Here is a 15,835-nt window from a genome sequence, read left to right on the forward strand (position 1 = left end):
AAAGACATGAATGTGATGCTAAAACCGGAGAGTCTTCAAACATCTCCATTTAAAACAAAATATGACAATTTCATTGGAGGACAGTTTGTAGCACCCAAAAATGGTCGTTACTTTGATAACACAACACCCGTCACAGGCGCAGTGATTAACCAGATCGCACGCTCTGATGAAAGCGATATCAATGCCGCACTCGATGCAGCGCATGCTGCCAAAGATGCCTGGGCGCGTACATCGGTCACCGAGCGGGCAAATATGCTGCTCAAAATCGCCGACATTATGGAAGCCAATCTTGAGTTTCTGGCAACATGCGAAACCTGGGATAACGGGAAAGCAATTCGCGAAACAATGGCGGCAGATTTGCCTTTGGCTGTTGATCATTTCCGCTATTTTGCATCGTGTGTGCGTGCGCAAGAAGGCACAATGGGCGAATTGGATGATGACACAGTTGCCTATCATTTTCACGAACCGCTTGGCGTTGTCGGGCAAATCATTCCGTGGAATTTCCCATTATTGATGGCCGCGTGGAAGCTTGCGCCTGCACTTGCTGCCGGAAATTGTGTGGTCATTAAACCAGCCGAGCAAACGCCTGCCACAATTATGGTTTGGGCGGAACTGATTGCTGATGTTTTGCCTGCTGGCGTGCTCAATATTGTCAATGGATTTGGTTTGGAAGCTGGCAAACCACTTGCACAATCAAACAGAATTGCAAAAATCGCGTTCACGGGCGAGACAACAACCGGCCGCATGATCATGCAATATGCGACGGAGAACCTGATCCCCGTGACGTTGGAGCTTGGCGGCAAATCGCCAAATGTCTTCCATAAAGATGTTATGCGCGAGGATGATGCATTCCTTGATAAGGCGATTGAAGGTTTTGTGATGTTTGCGCTTAATCAGGGTGAAGTTTGCACCTGCCCTAGCCGCGCGTTGATCCACGAAGACATTTATGACGAGTTTATCGCACGATGCATTGAACGCACTGAAGCGATTAAAACTGGCGATCCGCGTGCTGAAGGCATCATGATGGGTGCACAGGCATCATCTGAGCAACAAGAAAAGATCTTGAGTTATTTTGACATCGGCGCTCAGGAAGGCGCAGAGGTTCTAACCGGCGGCGGTGCCGCAGATTACGGCGGAGACCTGTCCGGTGGTTATTACATCAAGCCAACAATCTTAAAAGGGCACAATAAAATGCGCGTTTTCCAGGAAGAGATTTTTGGACCTGTCGTTTCCGTCACAACCTTCAAAGATGAAGATGAGGCGCTTGAGATTGCCAATGACACGCTTTATGGGCTTGGTGCTGGCGTGTGGAGCCGTGACCAAAATACCTGCTATCGTTTTGGTCGTGCTATTCAGGCGGGGCGTGTGTGGACCAATTGCTACCACGCTTACCCAGCACATGCTGCGTTTGGTGGCTATAAGCAATCTGGCATTGGTCGTGAAACACACAAAATGATGCTCAACCACTACCAGCAAACGAAAAACATGCTTGTAAGCTACAATCCTAACAAGCTTGGCTTCTTTTAAGAACTGACAATAAAGCGGCCCGCCTTGACCATCTTGCGCGGGCCGGATTTTTTCAGGGTAATGATGACGTCAGACAAGTTACAAGGACAAGCTTATGTCAAAAACTGAGATACACTGTGCAACAGATGCTGATTTGCCAGGGGGTGCTGCGCCAAATACGCGTGTGACTGCTACTGATGCAGCCAAAGAATTAACACGCGAAATCATGGCTGATCATGGTGATGTTCTGTTTCATCAATCTGGCGGGTGCTGCGATGGTTCATCGCCCATGTGCTACCCCAAAGGTGAGTTCAAGATAGGTGTTAATGATGTCAAGTTGGGCGAGATTGAAGGTGCTGACGTTTGGATATCCGGCTCACAGTTTGAAGCGTGGAAGCATACCCAGCTTATCATCGATGTGGTTCCCGGTAGAGGCGGCATGTTTAGTTTAGACAATGGTCGAGAGAGGCGTTTTCTGACCCGTTCACGCATGTTTTCTGATGACGAGCTTGCCGCATTGGAGATCTAGCTCGTTGTTCATCCGCACGAATTATTCTGTTTGAGTATTTAGGGGTAATCTCGTTCGGGCGTATGACCACCTTTGTCGAAAACTTAATCGGCGCTATGCGAGATTCTCTACCATGCGAAAACGTTCGCAGACCAACTTCATGTCCAAGTCAAAACCGCCATTGCGTTCAAAATAGAGCCTGTGATCATGTCTCCACCCTTCCAAACTATCGTTTTCGCCCTCTGCTAACGCAAAACTTTCGTTCACTTCACTGTAACGCTGTAACGTGACTTCAACCGTTTCAATGACCAAAGCGGGTGTGCCGTCCCAGTTTAAACAAATATCCCGTCTTCCAACAACGGGCATCTCTTCTGAGCCGTTTTCAAAATCCGTCAGCGCCGCACATGTAGCCGTTTTTAAGCCTGAACGAACAAGTTTTATTAAATCGTCGCACAATTGCTGACTATCACCAAATTTGAATGTTTCCGCATGCGGGTATTTTTTCTTTAGCTCGTCTAGTGTCACTGTATTTCCCTTGATACTAATATGTAATGTAGACATACGATAAGACAAATCATGAAACGTTGTGATGAATCTCGTTCTTTACTTTAGCTTTGGTTCAATGTGGTGACAATCACCCACATACAAACGCCCCCACGAACATATCGCAGGGGCGGTTTTATGTCATCGGAAAAGTAGAACTGACGTCTGTCCAGACCTAAGATAGATCCTTGCCATCAAAGTCTGCTGCGCTGTGGCGTTCAGGAACTTGTTTGTTCTCATCGTCACCCCAAGAGCGGTTGACCATGATGCCGCGTTTTACGGCTGGGCGAGCATCGATCTCCTTTGCCCAACGAACAACATTTTTATAGGATTTAACATCCAAGAATTCGGCAGCATCATATAGACGGCCAAGTACCAGCCCACCATACCATGTCCAAATCGCAATATCGGCAATGGAATATTCATCCCCTGCAATGAACTTGTTATCTGCCAATTGCTTGTCAAGAACATCAAGTTGGCGCTTTGCTTCCATTGTAAAACGGTCAATCGGATATTCGAATTTCTCTGGAGCATAGGCATAAAAATGGCCAAACCCGCCACCAAGATAAGGCGCAGAACCCATTTGCCAGAATAACCAATTAAGAACCTCGGCTCGACCTGCCCCGTCTTTTGGAATGAACTGCCCAAACTTATCCGCCAAATGTAGTAAAATGGAACCAGATTCAAACACATTGACCGGTGCATCACCTGAATTGTCAATCAATGCCGGAATTTTGGAATTGGGATTTACACCAACAAAACCTGATCCGAATTGTTCGCCCTTGCCGATGTTAATCGGGAACGCATCATATTCTGCACCTGTTTCGCCAAGAGCCAAAAGCTCTTCAAACATGATGGTCACTTTCTGGCCATTTGGTGTGGCAAGTGAATGAAGTTGGAATGGATGCTTGCCCTTCGGTAACTCTACGTCTTCACGTGCGCCTGCAGTTGGCGCATTGATTGAAGCCCATTCTCCGCCATTTTCTGCATCGTAAGTCCACACTTTTGGTGGTACATATGTATTTTCTTCGCTCATTCTTTTGCCTTTCCAATTTGGATTTTTCTCAATTTTGATATGAACTACCATGTGTTTTGCATCCAAAATTGGTTCTGTTTGTTAGATTAAAATTCGTTTGAAATTCTGTTCTGCCTACAGATGGGGGCAGTCAATTTGCATTTCAATTCACGAAACCGTGATTGTGGCAAAAAAGTGGCAAACGCTTAGTGCTGGCGCTTGTCTAAAGGCTGATCACACCTGCCGCCATAGCGATTGCTAATGCCTGCTCACGCGTTGCGGCACCTAACCGTTTTCTTGCACTGTTAAAATGTTTATTAACAGTGACGTCTGCCAAACCAAGCTTTTCTGCAATCTGTGCAGTCATCATGCCTTGCGAGAGATAAGCCAATACATCGCGCTCGCGCCCCGACAGCGCATGTGCACCAAGTTTCACAAGTCCTGGCGATTGCGAGGAAATATTTTCACCTAGAAAAATGGACATAAGAGACTGAACTTGCCCAACATGAACCTGATTTATGCTATCTAAAATATCTTTGTGGTCTTCAAAGCAAATTGTTGAGAACTTGGTCGATAGGCAATCATCCGTGGTGAAGGATTTTGCGTGTAATTCGCCATAACCGGCACCTTTCAAGCCTAAATTTAATTGCCTCTCAAGCGCATTTTGATTTTCGTTCGGAACAAGCATATCGCCACAGACGATATTTATCGCTGCTGACCGATCTATTCCATTCATGATAATCGTATCGGCTGTATAGTACTGGCGGTCTAAATATTCTTCCATCCAACTATCTTTCATGGATGTTCGCATCCAAAGGATAGATTGATCTGCCTTTGTTGCTTTTCCTGCTACCAGATGACTGGCGCCAATCTGTTGCAAAATTCCATGAATAGAGGTCCAGCCCTCTTCTTCACTTCTAGAATTTTGCATCGTGGTGAATGCATCAATTATAAAGTTGTTGCTATACACCCAAACCAACTCCAGAGAGATCTTTTACTCAAACTCATAGGTTGTATAGAACATAAAAATATAACCGGGTAAACAGGCCTTGGGTTGAAATCAGGAATCGATGTATAAAAATCTTACAAAATGCAATCTATCAATATTTATACCTACCATTCTGCAATCATGATTTTAGAATGCAGCTTATTGACCGTTATTTGCAAACCTCCCAAGCAGGCACTCGCAAACTTTCGACTTGGTTCTCAAGTCAACGAGCAACTGGTAGCCTCTCTGATCATAAATAGGAGAGCCCTATCCAGTTGCTCGTTTTTTACCAATTTATAGTAGGTTTGCAGAGCGATCAAAGTAATCAATATCGCCCATTGTGCGACTTACAATCATTGCACCTTCTAGACACGCCAAAATGTGGGTTGCCTGACTTAGGGTACTTTGTTTATGATCTGATTCAACTTGATCATACGTTGATTCAATCGCATCCGATAACCATTTGATATTTCTTGCAAAAAAGTCTCGTGTACCGTCAACCACCTCGACTGGCAAGCCACCGGTTTCGGCCCCCAGAATGGCACACAGACATACTCTATTTTTATCCGTTAGTGCAGCTCGAAAAGCAGTAACATAATGACTAACAACATCTGCACGCCCCGCGTCTGAAAACTGTTCTGGTGCACCCAGTGCATCCAAAAAATTTTTCGTATATCGATCAACCACCGCAGACACCATATCGCTCTTATTGGGAAAATGGTAATGAACGCTTGATGATTTAATGTTTGTTGCTTTGGCAACCTCACGTGCGCTGACAGCATTATATCCACGCTCACGGATCAGTGCTTCTGTCACATCCAAAATTTCATCACGCTTATTCATTTACCCATGTTCCTTAAGAAGTTTAACCAACTGATCCATGCCTATCACAAGATAGGTATTGACAAAATAAGTCACCTATCACTAGATAGATAATACTTGTTTCACCGCATGAAGCAAGTCGCATAAGTCAATCAAAAGAAGCAGTGGATCAAACATGGAAAATGGACTGGTTATTATTGCAGGTGCAGGCCAAGGACTAGGTCAAAGTCTGATGGAGCGGTTTTCCCACGCAGGATACACTGTCGCCGGCCTTAACCGATCGAACAGAGACAACCGCCCGAACATTAAGCAAGTCGATCTGACTGATCTGAGTGCGACCAAGCGCATTGTCTCGGACTTGGTACAACAATTTGGCACACCCAAAATAGTCATCCATAATACGGCTCAACTCACTATAAAACCATTTCTTGATATGGCCGATGGTGAGTTTGAATATATATGGCGCAACATGGTTCTAACTGCTCATAATCTTGCAGCAGCAACCCTGCCTCATATGATCGATAGTGGTGGTTCATTTCTCGTCTCAGGCGCAACGGCTTCCTTGCGCGGTGGTAACAGGTTTTCAGCCTTTGCATCAGCCAAGTTCGCCTTGCGTGGCCTAACCCAATCTCTGGCGCGTGAGTTTCACCCTCAGAACATTCATGTAGCGCATGTGATTTTAGACGGCATTATCGATACGCCTGAAAGCAGAAAACTACATTCATTAGACCCTGCCAGAATGATGAAAACATCGGAGCTTGCCGACGCATATTTTGATCTTTCCCATCAGCCAAAATCCGTTTGGACGCATGAGCTTGACCTCAGACCAGCGTCTGAAAGTTTTTGACTTGGATCTAACATGAAAACCGATATTCTCATCATTGGCGGCGGACTATCTGGCCTTGCCCTTGCTTATCGTCTGCACCAAGCGGGTCGCGATTTTCAGCTCATCGAAGCACGAAATCGGTTCGGCGGCCGGATCTTATCTGAGGCAAGTAAGAAAGGGTCGCGCTTTGACCTTGGGCCCGCTTGGTTTTGGCCTGGTCAACCACGTATACTAGATCTTCTCAGTAAATTAGATATTGGATATTTCACGCAATACTCTAAGGGCAATCTGGTATTTCAGGATCAATCAGGCAACATTCGACGCGATATCAATATGGCAACAATGGAAGGAGCCTATCGCGTCAGGAATGGACAGCAGAGCATAATTGATGCTCTGGTCGAGCGCTTGCCACAAACATGTTTACAATTGAACCAGCAAGCCCATTCCATTACCGCTATAGATGAAGGTGCCAAAGTAAATCTGAGTGATGGTGAAATGGAGGTCAACAAAGCTGTGCTTTGCCTGCCTCCGCGCTTGGCAGCGGCGAATATCCAGTTCACACCAGCGCTGGACAACAACCTATCACATAAATTGACTGGCACGCCTACATGGATGGCGGCACATGCGAAATTTATTGCAATATATGATGCCCCCTTCTGGCGAGAGATGGGGCTCTCTGGCGATGGCATAAGTCATATTGGCCCAATGGTCGAACTGCATGACGCCTCGCCCGATGCACCCGCACGCGACGGCGCAATATTCGGTTTCCTAGGTGTACCGGCGGAGGCTCGCAAAGGTCAAAAAGACGAAATCATCCAAGCCTGCACACGCCAGCTAATCACACTTTTCGGCGAAAAAGCTGCCAACCCCATCGATACATTCTATGAGGATTGGTCAGAAGAAACCTTGACTGCAACCGATGCCGACGCGAACAGCCCTCAAAGCCACCCTCACTATCATTCAATCCCAATTCACGACGATATCTGGAGAAACCGCCTCATAATATCGGGTACTGAAACGGCACCTCAGTTTGGCGGCTTTTTGGAGGGTGCGCTGGAAGCCGGGGAGAATGCTATTCACCAGCTCTAAATTTCTTGCCATGATCGCTAGACATCAGCCTTGCCAATATTCGCCCCACGCCTGCCTCAAAATCTGTTGGGCGGAGCGTAAGAACAATAATGACATGAACAGCGCGACGATAAGGTCGGGCCAGCCGGATTGGACGAAATAAACGACAACACTTGCTGCCAGAACGGCAACATTACCGATGGCGTCGTTGCGGGAGCAGAGCCATACCGAGCGCACATTTGCATCGCCATCTTTATAGCGCATGAGAAGCAATACGCTGGCCATGTTTGCCGCTAATGCCATAAAGCCAACGCCGCCCATGATCTGCGCATTTGGAACGCCCACGAGCAACATTTGGTAGGTTGTTGACCCAAGAACCCATAGCCCCATAAGTGCCAGACTGGCCCCTTTAAACAGTGCTGCGGTTGAACGAACTTTTAAGCTCATCCCAATGACATAAAGGCTTAACCCATAGGTTAGTGCGTCACCAAGAAAGTCGAGCGCATCAGCCTGTAAGCTTTTTGAACCCGCCAACTCCCCCGCCGCCATTTCGACAACGAACATGGCGGCATTGATTGCAATAACCACCCATAACACCATTTTGTAACGGCTATCGATACCGTCAAAATTTGGATTTCCAGAGCAACCACATGCTGAGCCTTTGCGCTCACTTACTGTGATATCTGCACGATTGCATTCCATATCGCATGCCTTCTTAAAAGAACTTGTCCTACTCTATGAAACACATATAATCCCTCTAGTAACTAGAGGTTCAAGAGGAAAATGAAATGTTTTCAATCGGAGACTTATCTAAGCGCTGCCAAGTCAAAATTCCAACCATTCGATACTACGAAGATATGGGACTAATTGCAAAACCAGAGCGATCAAAAGGCAACCAGCGGCGCTATACACAAAAAGGGCTAGAGCGTCTTTCATTCATCCGCCATGCACGCGAACTTGGTCTTTCAATTAATGACATTCGCGAGTTAACAGCACTGGAAGAAGACCCTGACCGCCCCTGTATTGAAGCGCATGAAATTGCCAGACATCATCTATCTGAAGTGAAATCACGAATTCAAAAATTACGGAAGCTTGAGAATGAGCTAAAACGCATCACGCAAATTTCAGCTAAAACCTGCATAGGCAAATGCCAAGTTATTCATAGCCTTGCAGACCATGCACTATGTCGGGGGGAACATTGAGATAATTTGATCGGCGCAATAGCAAATACTTGCTTAATCAACGTGACTAACTGCAGAAGTAGTATATCCGCCACTTTATTTGATTTGACCGACGCTGATTGTCGGCCAAATCGCTGCTCTGTAATATTATGGCTGGTGTTCAAAAACCACCTTTACATATATCCTATACTAACTTACCTCTGGCTGCATTCTAAAACCCACTGCCATACGGTTCCAGACATTGATCGTGCTAACAGCTAGAGATAGATTTACGCATTCCTCTTTGGTAAAATTTTTGAGAAGGTTTTCATAATCTTCATCGGGCGCGCCAGTCTCACTCAGCAGGGTCAAAGCCTCAGCCCATGCCAATAAGGCACGTTCACGATCGGTAAAAATTTCAGCTTCGCGCCAAACGCACACAAGCGCGATCCATTGCTCGCTCAAGCCATCTTCTCGCGCTTCTTTTGTATGCATGTCTACACAATACACACAGCCATTTATCTGCGATACACGAAGTTTTAGAAGGTGGATAAGCTTTGGGTCAAGGCCAGATTTTCCGGAGACATATTGCTCCATTCCATAAATTGCTTTCAGCCCATCGGGGGCAACTTCCGCAAAGTTAAGACGTGTTTTCATATCGTTTCCTTTCCTTTTAAAAGTATGGTTTTGGTGTAAGAATTAGCTTTAGCTGAGGTGCCTCAAGTGCATGTCCATAAGCTTACATCCGCGGGCGAGGATGGCACCATCGTCGTCATTTGCAAGCACCTGTGCATTAATTTGCTCGATTGTGACCGAACGTAGCTCGTTTCGATAGGCCTGTTCAGCTCGCAGCATTGCCGCGTTAATCTGGCATGGTGATCTGTAATATTTGTCGAGCAAAGGGTTTGGCCCGTTCCGGCGGATTTCTTTACAGCGAAAAGCTGGCTCTGGTCCCTCAACAGCAAGAACAACGTCCAAAAGACTAATTTTGGATGCGGGCTTAGCCAGCAAGTACCCACCCTTTGGTCCCGGTACGGTTTTCACAATACCAGCACGCGATAAAGATTGCAGATGCTTGAGCAGATAACTCGTCGACACCCCATGAAATTCGGCCAAGGCAGCTGCGGACAATAATCCACCTTCGGGCAACCCCGCCAAGACTGACACCGAATGTATCGCCTGCTCCACACCATCACCCAGCTTCATATTTGCATCCTCTCATAATCATGGATACATTTTATCTATGATTCTATTTTTGTCAATTGCGCTCGAGTGAGATCGCCAAAGCCGAACATTTGTTCCTTTCTTATTTTGGTGTGCACTAGGGTTAGGCTCAATAATTCAGAACTGCGACAAATCGGTTTGTTGTCAGTCGCCTATTCACCCGCTAATGATTATCTTGTCTATATTTGGCAAGGTGTTCATGAATATAAGCCGTACCGTCAGTAATGCTCTATCCATCCTGTGTGTCATCGCACTGGTTTGGATTGGCTTTGCGCATCGGCCAGTCATTACATCACCCACATCGCCCATTATCGACCTTTCAGAATATGCCCTTCCCGATGGAACAATTCCGGTAATTTGTTTCGGTGGACAAGGCGATGGAAAAACTACAACATCGCAAGGCTGCGAATATTGCACACTTGCCAGTTCGGTCATTCTTCCTGAACGACCCCATTTGTTTGCAAGAACAGCCATCGGCATCCGTTTTATAGGTCCGGCGCATAAAAACCCGGCTATATCAAAATCAATCAGACTAGCTGGCGCTCCGCCAACTGGCCCACCTGCTCTCTCCATATAACTGGTCTGTCTTCTGCACCCTTAAGATCACCACTCTTGCTGGCTGCCAAAGACCTCAAAATTACACATCAACCTAATTGTAAGACGTAAAGATCGAAGACATCGATCTATGTCTATGGAGAATAAAATGAGAAACCTCTTTTCAAAACTAAGCGCAACTGTGCTCATCGCAACCTTTTCAACTTCAATTTACAGCCCGCTTGCCAATGCCCACGCTGTTTTGGATATAAAAGAAGCATCCGTTAATACCTATCAAAGAATAGCAGTTCGTATCGGGCATGGTTGCGATGGCCAAGCCACGCAAAAAGTCAGCGTCACCATTCCAGAGGGTATTATCTCAGTCAAACCAATGCCTAAAGCAGGCTGGCAGCTTGAAACCGTAGAAGGTGACTATTCTGGCAAATACTCCAATCACGGAAAAACCATTACATCGGGCGTCAAAAAGCTTATCTGGTCTGAAGGCGAGTTACAAAATGGACATTTTGATGAATTCGTATTTCAAGCTCGTTTAACGGATAGTCTTCCTGCCGGAGAAAAAGTATTCATCCCTATCGAACAGAACTGTGCTGACGGCAATTTATCATGGAGCGAAATCCCCGCAAAAGGACAAGACCCGCATGACCTGAAAAGACCAGCTCCTGGCCTTATGATTCATGCTGCAGCGGCAAGTCATGGTGATCATCACGATACCAAGATGATGGATACCGTTAAAATTGGCGATCTTGAAATCATGTCTGCGATGATACGCGCAACACCACCGAAGGCACCTGTGTCTGCCGGTTACATGGTTATCCGAAACAAGGGATCCGAGATGGATCGTTTAATTGGTGCTGCTGCATCCTTTGCAGGGAAAGTCGAAATTCATGAAATGAAGATGGATGGCGACGTGATGAAAATGCGTGAAGTTGCTGGTGGCCTGGAAATTCCGGCTGGAGGCGAAGTCACGCTAAAGGCTGGCGGATTGCATGTCATGTTTATGAAACTCGGTGAGCAGATGAAAGACGGCGAGACACGCACAATCACACTTGAGTTTGAAAAAGCCGGTAAGGTTGAATTTGAGCTTCCGGTCAAGACTGTCGAAGGTCACGCGCACAAGCACGGGCACGGACATAAAAAATGAGTGCTTCCAGCTCAGTGAGAAAAGGAGCTTGGGCAGCGATAGTTGCCCTTCTCCTCATCGTAGCTGTTTCCCTTACCTATCAGTTTGTTCTTAAGGGAACTAACAATGGATTTATGTCTAATACAAAAATAGGGAAACCATTTGATCTAATAGATCATAATGGCAATGCTATTACAGAGGCCGTACTTTCAGGTAAGCCATCCGCTGTATTTTTTGGATTTACACATTGTCCAGAAGTTTGTCCAACCACCCTTTATGAATTATCAGGCTGGCTGGACGCGCTGGGAGAAGACGGCAAGGACATCAATTCATTTTTTATAACAGTTGACCCTGAGCGGGATAGTCCGGAGGTAATGAAATCTTATGTTGAGAATTTCACCGACCGAATTATCGGCATCACAGGTAATCCTGACGAAATCTTCAAGCTTGCTAAATCATGGCATGTCTATTGGAAGAAAGTACCCTTGGATGACGGTGATTACACTTTGGATCACACTGCCTCTATATTTCTTGTTGATGCGAAAGGTAACTTCAAGAGCACTATCGCATTTCGGGAAAATGGTGAAACAGCTATGCAGAAATTGCGTAATCTGGTTAAAAACTAGCAAACGCAAACAGCTGGAATTGCCGCGTTCAAATTAAAGTCTGAATGCGGCAAACCTTAATACCTGTCCGACAAGGAAAGTTCGTTTATTGGGCAAGATCAGAAGCGCCTCAATAACAGCTGCACACAACATTCTCAGTCACGATTACGAAATGCAGATCAATCACTGCGACTGCAAAATATCGCATAATCTGTCGATCGTACGCCGAACTTCTGGCAGATGCCGGTCATCCTGATGCGTCACAATCCAGCGATCATGTGCCAACTCGGATATTGTCGAACCTGCCCTCAATAATGTCTTGTGGTCATCCCCAATGAATGTTGGCAGTAAAGCTATGCCTTTGCCCGCCAATGCCAGATCAAGGCAATTGCGCGGTGAGTTAATCTCGCAAACAGCATCATTGCCAATAGTCTTTGCCAACCATCTTGCTGATGGCGTTTCACCAATCACCTTGATCCAGCGTTCCGGCGCAGTCTTGGTAGCATAGGGCGCAAATTCTACGCGTGCTAATTTCCGCCCTGCAAGCCCCTCTTCCGTCGGCCGCCGACTGCGAATTCCAATCACCATTTCTCGGTGAGATATATCCAGAGCACTTTCCGCCGATACAAACCGCAAGCGGATATCGGCGGGCGAAGCTGTAATCGCATCCAGCTTCCCGAGCAGTGCCAGAGTTGTCCACGTTCCTGCCGAGACCTTTACCAGTGGACGTTCCTGTACACTTGGTCTCGTGGTCAGCCGTATCATCCGCGCTTCAACATCACTTAAATCGTCAAGCAATGTTCGCCCTTCGGACGTCAATTCGTAACCCCGATCATGGCGTACGAACAGCTCGCGCCCAAGTGATCTCTCGAGTGCGAGCATTCGCCGGCCCAATGTTGCCGGGCTGCGCTGGGTAACCTTTGCAGCAGGGGACAACCCCCCTTCCCGCGCAACAGCAAGAAAGAGATGTAAATCATCCCACATTGCGCGCGACCAACCGACTTTCTGACCTACACCAATCTTTTCACTCATGAAAAGACCTCTTCAATTTGTTTTATTTAAGCACCCTTAAATATCCTGTAAATTTCATCAAGGTCAAGCACGTCATTAGTCTTGCAATCACTATACACGTTAGAAGGAGATCGATATGGAGCGCCCAAATATAGGTCCACCACCATGTCCTTTCCCCAATGAAAGGAAAAGCCAAAAACTACGGGAAGAAGATGCTTTCATGCAGGAGCATGGCGGTTGGGGTCCATATTGGTTTTCCAACTTTCTTGAGGCAATATTTGATCGTCGCCGTTTTCTGAGGCGTAAATAAACATGCCCAATAATGTGACATCAGGAGATTATCTGATCGGCTTACCAAAGTTCTTTATTGTTCAACGCCTCGACACATTGCGATGTTCCGATCAACGGTTGATACCCGCTGTCAGACAGGGGTTGCCCAAGCCAACCTTCTGGCTGACTTAGTTTCAACGGAGCTTTAGCAAAATCTTCTGTAATGGGCCTAAAGCCCGTCTTGGAATAATAGTTCGGGTCACCATAAGTCAGAGCAATATCAACGCCCAGTTCGCGTAATTGCTCCAATCCATAAGTTATCAATCTTTGACCGACACCTCGTTTTTGCTGATCAGTTTTGACTGCAACAGGTGAAAGAATAAAGACCGTGCGCTCATCATCCTTATAGATCAGGCGAGAAAAGAAGATGGCACCGACAAGCGTTTGATTATCAATGGCGGAAAAAGCAAATAAATCCTCATCAGGCGTTGTTTGCATCATATCTGCGACCAACCCGCCGACAAGCTTGCCTTCATTTTCACCTTCAGAAGCTGTAAATGTTGATGTAAACAGGTTTGCGATTTCCGATTGCCTGCCTGCGTGACCTGAAATGAACTCCATCACTTCCCTTCCGTTTTAACGAGAGCTTCTGATCAATTTATCAGCCTACTCCAGGATGCGGAACCGACTTTTCGTCGCGGTACACGTTTTTAGGATAGAAATTTCCCGGCTTTTACGATAACCACAAGTCATGTTGAGAATCCTGAGAAACTATGATGTGAAAACACTTATAGTTGCACCTTTGCTGGTGCCGCTACTTGCATATGTTTTCTTCTCAATTGGTACGATGCCTACTTTCTCGAAGCAAGGTTTTGAGATTGTTATTTGCTCAGGAACAGGCCCTCTAACGACTTCGCCAGAGGACAACAAGGACGAACCAACCCATTCGCAATGTGAGTGGTCATCCCAAATTGTTGAAGCCAGTGCCGAGCAACATTTTTCCTCTGAATCTGTCTATTTCGGTTCTTTTTACAATCATAAATATGATGCCCGGTACGATTGGCTTACCGAGAACCGTCATTATTCAAAGAAAGCGCGCGCACCACCTCTCCCACTTTGATTTCGAAATAACATCAAAGTATCAATAATTTGGGAGTTGTGGCTTATGTCTACAATGAACGCTGACGGTATTATCAGGCCGGATGAAACTGATAACCAAACGAATAAACTGTATTTCGCGGCATGGCGCTGGCATTTTTATGCCGGGCTTTATGTCATTCCATTTTTCATGATCCTTGCCATAACAGGTATGTGTATGACTTGGATCGCTTTTATCGATGGTCGGGATGGTGAACGCATACCTGTTGCCATACAAGAAACCATTTTACCCGTATCAGAACAGGCAAAAACTGCCGTTTCCGCAATACCCGGTGGAAGCCTTGTTAAATATATGGCACCGCTGGAAAAAGATTTAGCGGCAATTTTTCAGGTGAGCCATGATGGGAACGCATTTATGGTTGCCGTTGACCCTTATCAGGGAACTGTCGCAGGCCAGCATCCCCGCCGTAGCGGCTGGTATGATTTTGTTGATAATATTCACAGTGACTTGATGCTGGGTGTGACCGGCGATCGCATGCTGGAAATTGCTGCATCCCTTGGCATGGTTCTGATTGCAACCGGGCTTTATATGTGGTGGCCAAGAGGCCGGGGCCTGCGCGCAACCCTCCTGCCCTCGTTTGCCAAAGGCGGTCGCGCTACATGGAAATCCCTCCATGGGGTTGTCGGGATCTGGCTGTCTTTCTTTCTGGTGTTCTTTTTGGTCTCCGGCCTTGCCTGGACAGGTATCTGGGGTGGAAAGTTCGTGCAGGCATGGAGCACATTCCCCGCCGAGAAATGGGATAATGTTCCACTATCGGATGAAACTCATGCCAGCATGAACCATGGCCGGAAAGAAGTTGCCTGGGCACTTGAACAGACCCCAATGCCCAATTCCGGCAGTATTGTTGGAGAAGCCATTTTGCCCGAAGGCTCGCCAGTTAATCTGGATACAATGGACGCGCTTGCGAGAAAAATCGGGTTTGAAGAACGCTACCAGATGAACCTGCCCAAAAATGAAGCCGGTGTTTACACTTTCAGCAGAGACTCAATGAGTACTGATAGTAGCGATCCCATGTCAGATCGTACCGTTCATGTTGACCAATATACGGGCAAAGTTCTTGCTGATGTTCGTTATGAGGACTACTCATGGGCAGGCAAGGCCATGGCTGTTGGTATTGCTCTTCATATGGGGACATTGGGACTTTGGAGTGTTTTGGCAAATACGCTTGTGTGCCTATCTGTGCTTTTCTTATGTGTTAGCAGCGTCGTGTTGTGGTGGAAGCGTCGTCCTGCCGGCTCAGTACGGCTCGCAGCACCAAAGCTGCCCAAAGACATGCCTTTATGGCAGGGTGCTGCGCTTGTTGGTTTAGGTGTTTCATTAGCATTTCCGTTGGCCGGACTTACAATCTTAACCGGCATGGTTTTGGATCAACTGATCATTTCAAAAGTGCCATTGTTGAAACGGGCCTTTTCTTAGCCAAAATTGCTTGCCAGGCAAATTGAACGGCAAACAATC

20 protein-coding genes are annotated in these 15,835 nt (G+C 46.5%); 11 read left to right on the forward strand and 9 right to left on the reverse strand.

Annotated elements, in window-relative coordinates:
• The first annotated feature begins 15 nt into the window (after positions 1-15).
• Both adh and AB2J24_RS06400 read left to right on the forward strand, forming a co-directional pair.
• Positions 16-1,527, forward strand: coding sequence for an aldehyde dehydrogenase (gene adh, locus AB2J24_RS06395; RefSeq protein WP_367385166.1), 1,512 nt, complete (start codon positions 16-18; stop codon positions 1,525-1,527).
• Positions 1,528-1,621: 94 nt separating this feature from the next.
• Positions 1,622-2,035, forward strand: a complete 414-nt coding sequence (locus tag AB2J24_RS06400; protein ID WP_367384865.1) for a DUF779 domain-containing protein — start codon at positions 1,622-1,624, stop codon at positions 2,033-2,035.
• 93 nt (positions 2,036-2,128) lie between these two features.
• Here AB2J24_RS06400 and AB2J24_RS06405 read toward each other — a convergent pair whose 3' ends face one another.
• The 4 genes from AB2J24_RS06405 to AB2J24_RS06420 all read right to left on the reverse strand — a co-directional run bounded on the left by AB2J24_RS06405 (position 2,129) and on the right by AB2J24_RS06420 (position 5,403).
• Complete coding sequence (locus tag AB2J24_RS06405; RefSeq protein ID WP_367384866.1) at positions 2,129-2,539, reverse strand: ASCH domain-containing protein; 411 nt, start codon at positions 2,537-2,539, stop codon at positions 2,129-2,131.
• Between the two features lie 193 nt (positions 2,540-2,732).
• A complete protein-coding gene (gene yghU / locus AB2J24_RS06410; RefSeq protein WP_367384867.1) occupies positions 2,733-3,593 on the reverse strand; it encodes a glutathione-dependent disulfide-bond oxidoreductase in 861 nt (286 codons plus the stop codon).
• Between the two features lie 202 nt (positions 3,594-3,795).
• Complete coding sequence (locus AB2J24_RS06415) at positions 3,796-4,542, reverse strand: helix-turn-helix transcriptional regulator (protein WP_162651457.1); 747 nt, start codon at positions 4,540-4,542, stop codon at positions 3,796-3,798.
• A 312-nt stretch (positions 4,543-4,854) separates the two neighbouring features.
• Positions 4,855-5,403 carry a TetR/AcrR family transcriptional regulator gene (locus AB2J24_RS06420; RefSeq protein WP_162651458.1) on the reverse strand — a complete coding sequence of 183 codons (549 nt, stop codon included), beginning with the start codon at positions 5,401-5,403 and terminating at the stop codon, positions 4,855-4,857.
• 154 nt (positions 5,404-5,557) lie between these two features.
• On the opposite strand from AB2J24_RS06420, the gene AB2J24_RS06425 reads away from it, so the two are divergent.
• Positions 5,558-6,229 (forward strand): SDR family NAD(P)-dependent oxidoreductase, encoded by a 672-nt coding sequence (locus AB2J24_RS06425; RefSeq protein ID WP_367384868.1) that lies wholly within the window; start codon positions 5,558-5,560, stop codon positions 6,227-6,229.
• 12 nt (positions 6,230-6,241) lie between these two features.
• Entirely contained in the window at positions 6,242-7,297 is a 1,056-nt protein-coding gene (locus AB2J24_RS06430; protein ID WP_367384869.1) for a flavin monoamine oxidase family protein, read from the forward strand.
• A gap of 24 nt (positions 7,298-7,321) precedes the next feature.
• Here AB2J24_RS06430 and AB2J24_RS06435 read toward each other — a convergent pair whose 3' ends face one another.
• Complete coding sequence (locus AB2J24_RS06435) at positions 7,322-7,978, reverse strand: cation transporter (protein ID WP_367384870.1); 657 nt, start codon at positions 7,976-7,978, stop codon at positions 7,322-7,324.
• Positions 7,979-8,064: 86 nt separating this feature from the next.
• Between AB2J24_RS06435 and AB2J24_RS06440 the strand changes: the two genes are divergently transcribed.
• Positions 8,065-8,478 (forward strand): MerR family transcriptional regulator, encoded by a 414-nt coding sequence (locus tag AB2J24_RS06440; protein WP_367384871.1) that lies wholly within the window; start codon positions 8,065-8,067, stop codon positions 8,476-8,478.
• A 168-nt stretch (positions 8,479-8,646) separates the two neighbouring features.
• Here the strand turns inward: AB2J24_RS06440 and AB2J24_RS06445 are convergent, their stop codons facing one another.
• Together AB2J24_RS06445 and AB2J24_RS06450 are read right to left on the reverse strand one after the other, a co-directional pair.
• Complete coding sequence (locus tag AB2J24_RS06445) at positions 8,647-9,093, reverse strand: carboxymuconolactone decarboxylase family protein (protein WP_162651463.1); 447 nt, start codon at positions 9,091-9,093, stop codon at positions 8,647-8,649.
• A 48-nt stretch (positions 9,094-9,141) separates the two neighbouring features.
• A complete protein-coding gene (locus tag AB2J24_RS06450; protein WP_367384872.1) occupies positions 9,142-9,642 on the reverse strand; it encodes an RrF2 family transcriptional regulator in 501 nt (166 codons plus the stop codon).
• Between the two features lie 217 nt (positions 9,643-9,859).
• Here AB2J24_RS06450 and AB2J24_RS06455 point away from each other — a divergent pair, with 217 nt between their 5' ends.
• From AB2J24_RS06455 to AB2J24_RS06465, 3 genes are all read left to right on the forward strand, one after another.
• Positions 9,860-10,237: a hypothetical protein gene (locus AB2J24_RS06455; RefSeq protein WP_367384873.1), complete on the forward strand. Its 378-nt coding sequence runs from the start codon at positions 9,860-9,862 to the stop codon at positions 10,235-10,237.
• A 126-nt stretch (positions 10,238-10,363) separates the two neighbouring features.
• Positions 10,364-11,356, forward strand: a complete 993-nt coding sequence (locus tag AB2J24_RS06460; RefSeq protein ID WP_367384874.1) for a DUF1775 domain-containing protein — start codon at positions 10,364-10,366, stop codon at positions 11,354-11,356.
• Positions 11,353-11,961, forward strand: coding sequence for an SCO family protein (locus AB2J24_RS06465; RefSeq protein ID WP_367384875.1), 609 nt, complete (start codon positions 11,353-11,355; stop codon positions 11,959-11,961). The genes AB2J24_RS06460 and AB2J24_RS06465 overlap by 4 nt, the downstream gene beginning before the upstream one ends.
• Before the next feature lie 162 nt (positions 11,962-12,123).
• Here AB2J24_RS06465 and AB2J24_RS06470 read toward each other — a convergent pair whose 3' ends face one another.
• On the reverse strand, positions 12,124-12,972 hold the full coding sequence (locus tag AB2J24_RS06470) for a LysR family transcriptional regulator (RefSeq protein WP_367384876.1): 849 nt from the start codon (positions 12,970-12,972) through the stop codon (positions 12,124-12,126).
• A 115-nt stretch (positions 12,973-13,087) separates the two neighbouring features.
• Between AB2J24_RS06470 and AB2J24_RS06475 the strand changes: the two genes are divergently transcribed.
• Positions 13,088-13,261 carry a hypothetical protein gene (locus AB2J24_RS06475; RefSeq protein WP_367384877.1) on the forward strand — a complete coding sequence of 58 codons (174 nt, stop codon included), beginning with the start codon at positions 13,088-13,090 and terminating at the stop codon, positions 13,259-13,261.
• Positions 13,262-13,302: 41 nt separating this feature from the next.
• Here the strand turns inward: AB2J24_RS06475 and AB2J24_RS06480 are convergent, their stop codons facing one another.
• On the reverse strand, positions 13,303-13,842 hold the full coding sequence (locus AB2J24_RS06480; RefSeq protein WP_367384878.1) for a GNAT family N-acetyltransferase: 540 nt from the start codon (positions 13,840-13,842) through the stop codon (positions 13,303-13,305).
• Between the two features lie 157 nt (positions 13,843-13,999).
• Here AB2J24_RS06480 and AB2J24_RS06485 point away from each other — a divergent pair, with 157 nt between their 5' ends.
• Together AB2J24_RS06485 and AB2J24_RS06490 are read left to right on the forward strand one after the other, a co-directional pair.
• A complete protein-coding gene (locus AB2J24_RS06485; protein ID WP_367384879.1) occupies positions 14,000-14,341 on the forward strand; it encodes a hypothetical protein in 342 nt (113 codons plus the stop codon).
• Between the two features lie 45 nt (positions 14,342-14,386).
• Positions 14,387-15,796, forward strand: a complete 1,410-nt coding sequence (locus AB2J24_RS06490) for a PepSY-associated TM helix domain-containing protein (RefSeq protein ID WP_367384880.1) — start codon at positions 14,387-14,389, stop codon at positions 15,794-15,796.
• Positions 15,797-15,835: the final 39 nt, after the last annotated feature.

The sequence above is a fragment of the Lentilitoribacter sp. EG35 genome (assembly GCF_040784015.1).
GTDB lineage: Bacteria > Pseudomonadota > Alphaproteobacteria > Rhizobiales > Rhizobiaceae > Lentilitoribacter.

Coding starts and splice junctions, on each gene's coding strand:
- AB2J24_RS06480 (WP_367384878.1), bottom strand. CDS start 13,842: ATGGAGTTCATTTCAGGTCACGCAGGCAGGCAATCGGAAATCGCAAAC.
- AB2J24_RS06475 (WP_367384877.1), top strand. CDS start 13,088: ATGGAGCGCCCAAATATAGGTCCACCACCATGTCCTTTCCCCAATGAA.
- AB2J24_RS06440 (WP_367384871.1), top strand. CDS start 8,065: ATGTTTTCAATCGGAGACTTATCTAAGCGCTGCCAAGTCAAAATTCCA.
- adh (WP_367385166.1), top strand. CDS start 16: ATGCTAAAACCGGAGAGTCTTCAAACATCTCCATTTAAAACAAAATAT.
- AB2J24_RS06455 (WP_367384873.1), top strand. CDS start 9,860: ATGAATATAAGCCGTACCGTCAGTAATGCTCTATCCATCCTGTGTGTC.
- AB2J24_RS06425 (WP_367384868.1), top strand. CDS start 5,558: ATGGAAAATGGACTGGTTATTATTGCAGGTGCAGGCCAAGGACTAGGT.
- AB2J24_RS06460 (WP_367384874.1), top strand. CDS start 10,364: ATGAGAAACCTCTTTTCAAAACTAAGCGCAACTGTGCTCATCGCAACC.
- AB2J24_RS06420 (WP_162651458.1), bottom strand. CDS start 5,403: ATGAATAAGCGTGATGAAATTTTGGATGTGACAGAAGCACTGATCCGT.
- AB2J24_RS06430 (WP_367384869.1), top strand. CDS start 6,242: ATGAAAACCGATATTCTCATCATTGGCGGCGGACTATCTGGCCTTGCC.
- AB2J24_RS06400 (WP_367384865.1), top strand. CDS start 1,622: ATGTCAAAAACTGAGATACACTGTGCAACAGATGCTGATTTGCCAGGG.
- AB2J24_RS06465 (WP_367384875.1), top strand. CDS start 11,353: ATGAGTGCTTCCAGCTCAGTGAGAAAAGGAGCTTGGGCAGCGATAGTT.
- AB2J24_RS06490 (WP_367384880.1), top strand. CDS start 14,387: ATGTCTACAATGAACGCTGACGGTATTATCAGGCCGGATGAAACTGAT.
- yghU (WP_367384867.1), bottom strand. CDS start 3,593: ATGAGCGAAGAAAATACATATGTACCACCAAAAGTGTGGACTTACGAT.
- AB2J24_RS06445 (WP_162651463.1), bottom strand. CDS start 9,093: ATGAAAACACGTCTTAACTTTGCGGAAGTTGCCCCCGATGGGCTGAAA.
- AB2J24_RS06435 (WP_367384870.1), bottom strand. CDS start 7,978: ATGGAATGCAATCGTGCAGATATCACAGTAAGTGAGCGCAAAGGCTCA.
- AB2J24_RS06470 (WP_367384876.1), bottom strand. CDS start 12,972: ATGAGTGAAAAGATTGGTGTAGGTCAGAAAGTCGGTTGGTCGCGCGCA.
- AB2J24_RS06450 (WP_367384872.1), bottom strand. CDS start 9,642: ATGAAGCTGGGTGATGGTGTGGAGCAGGCGATACATTCGGTGTCAGTC.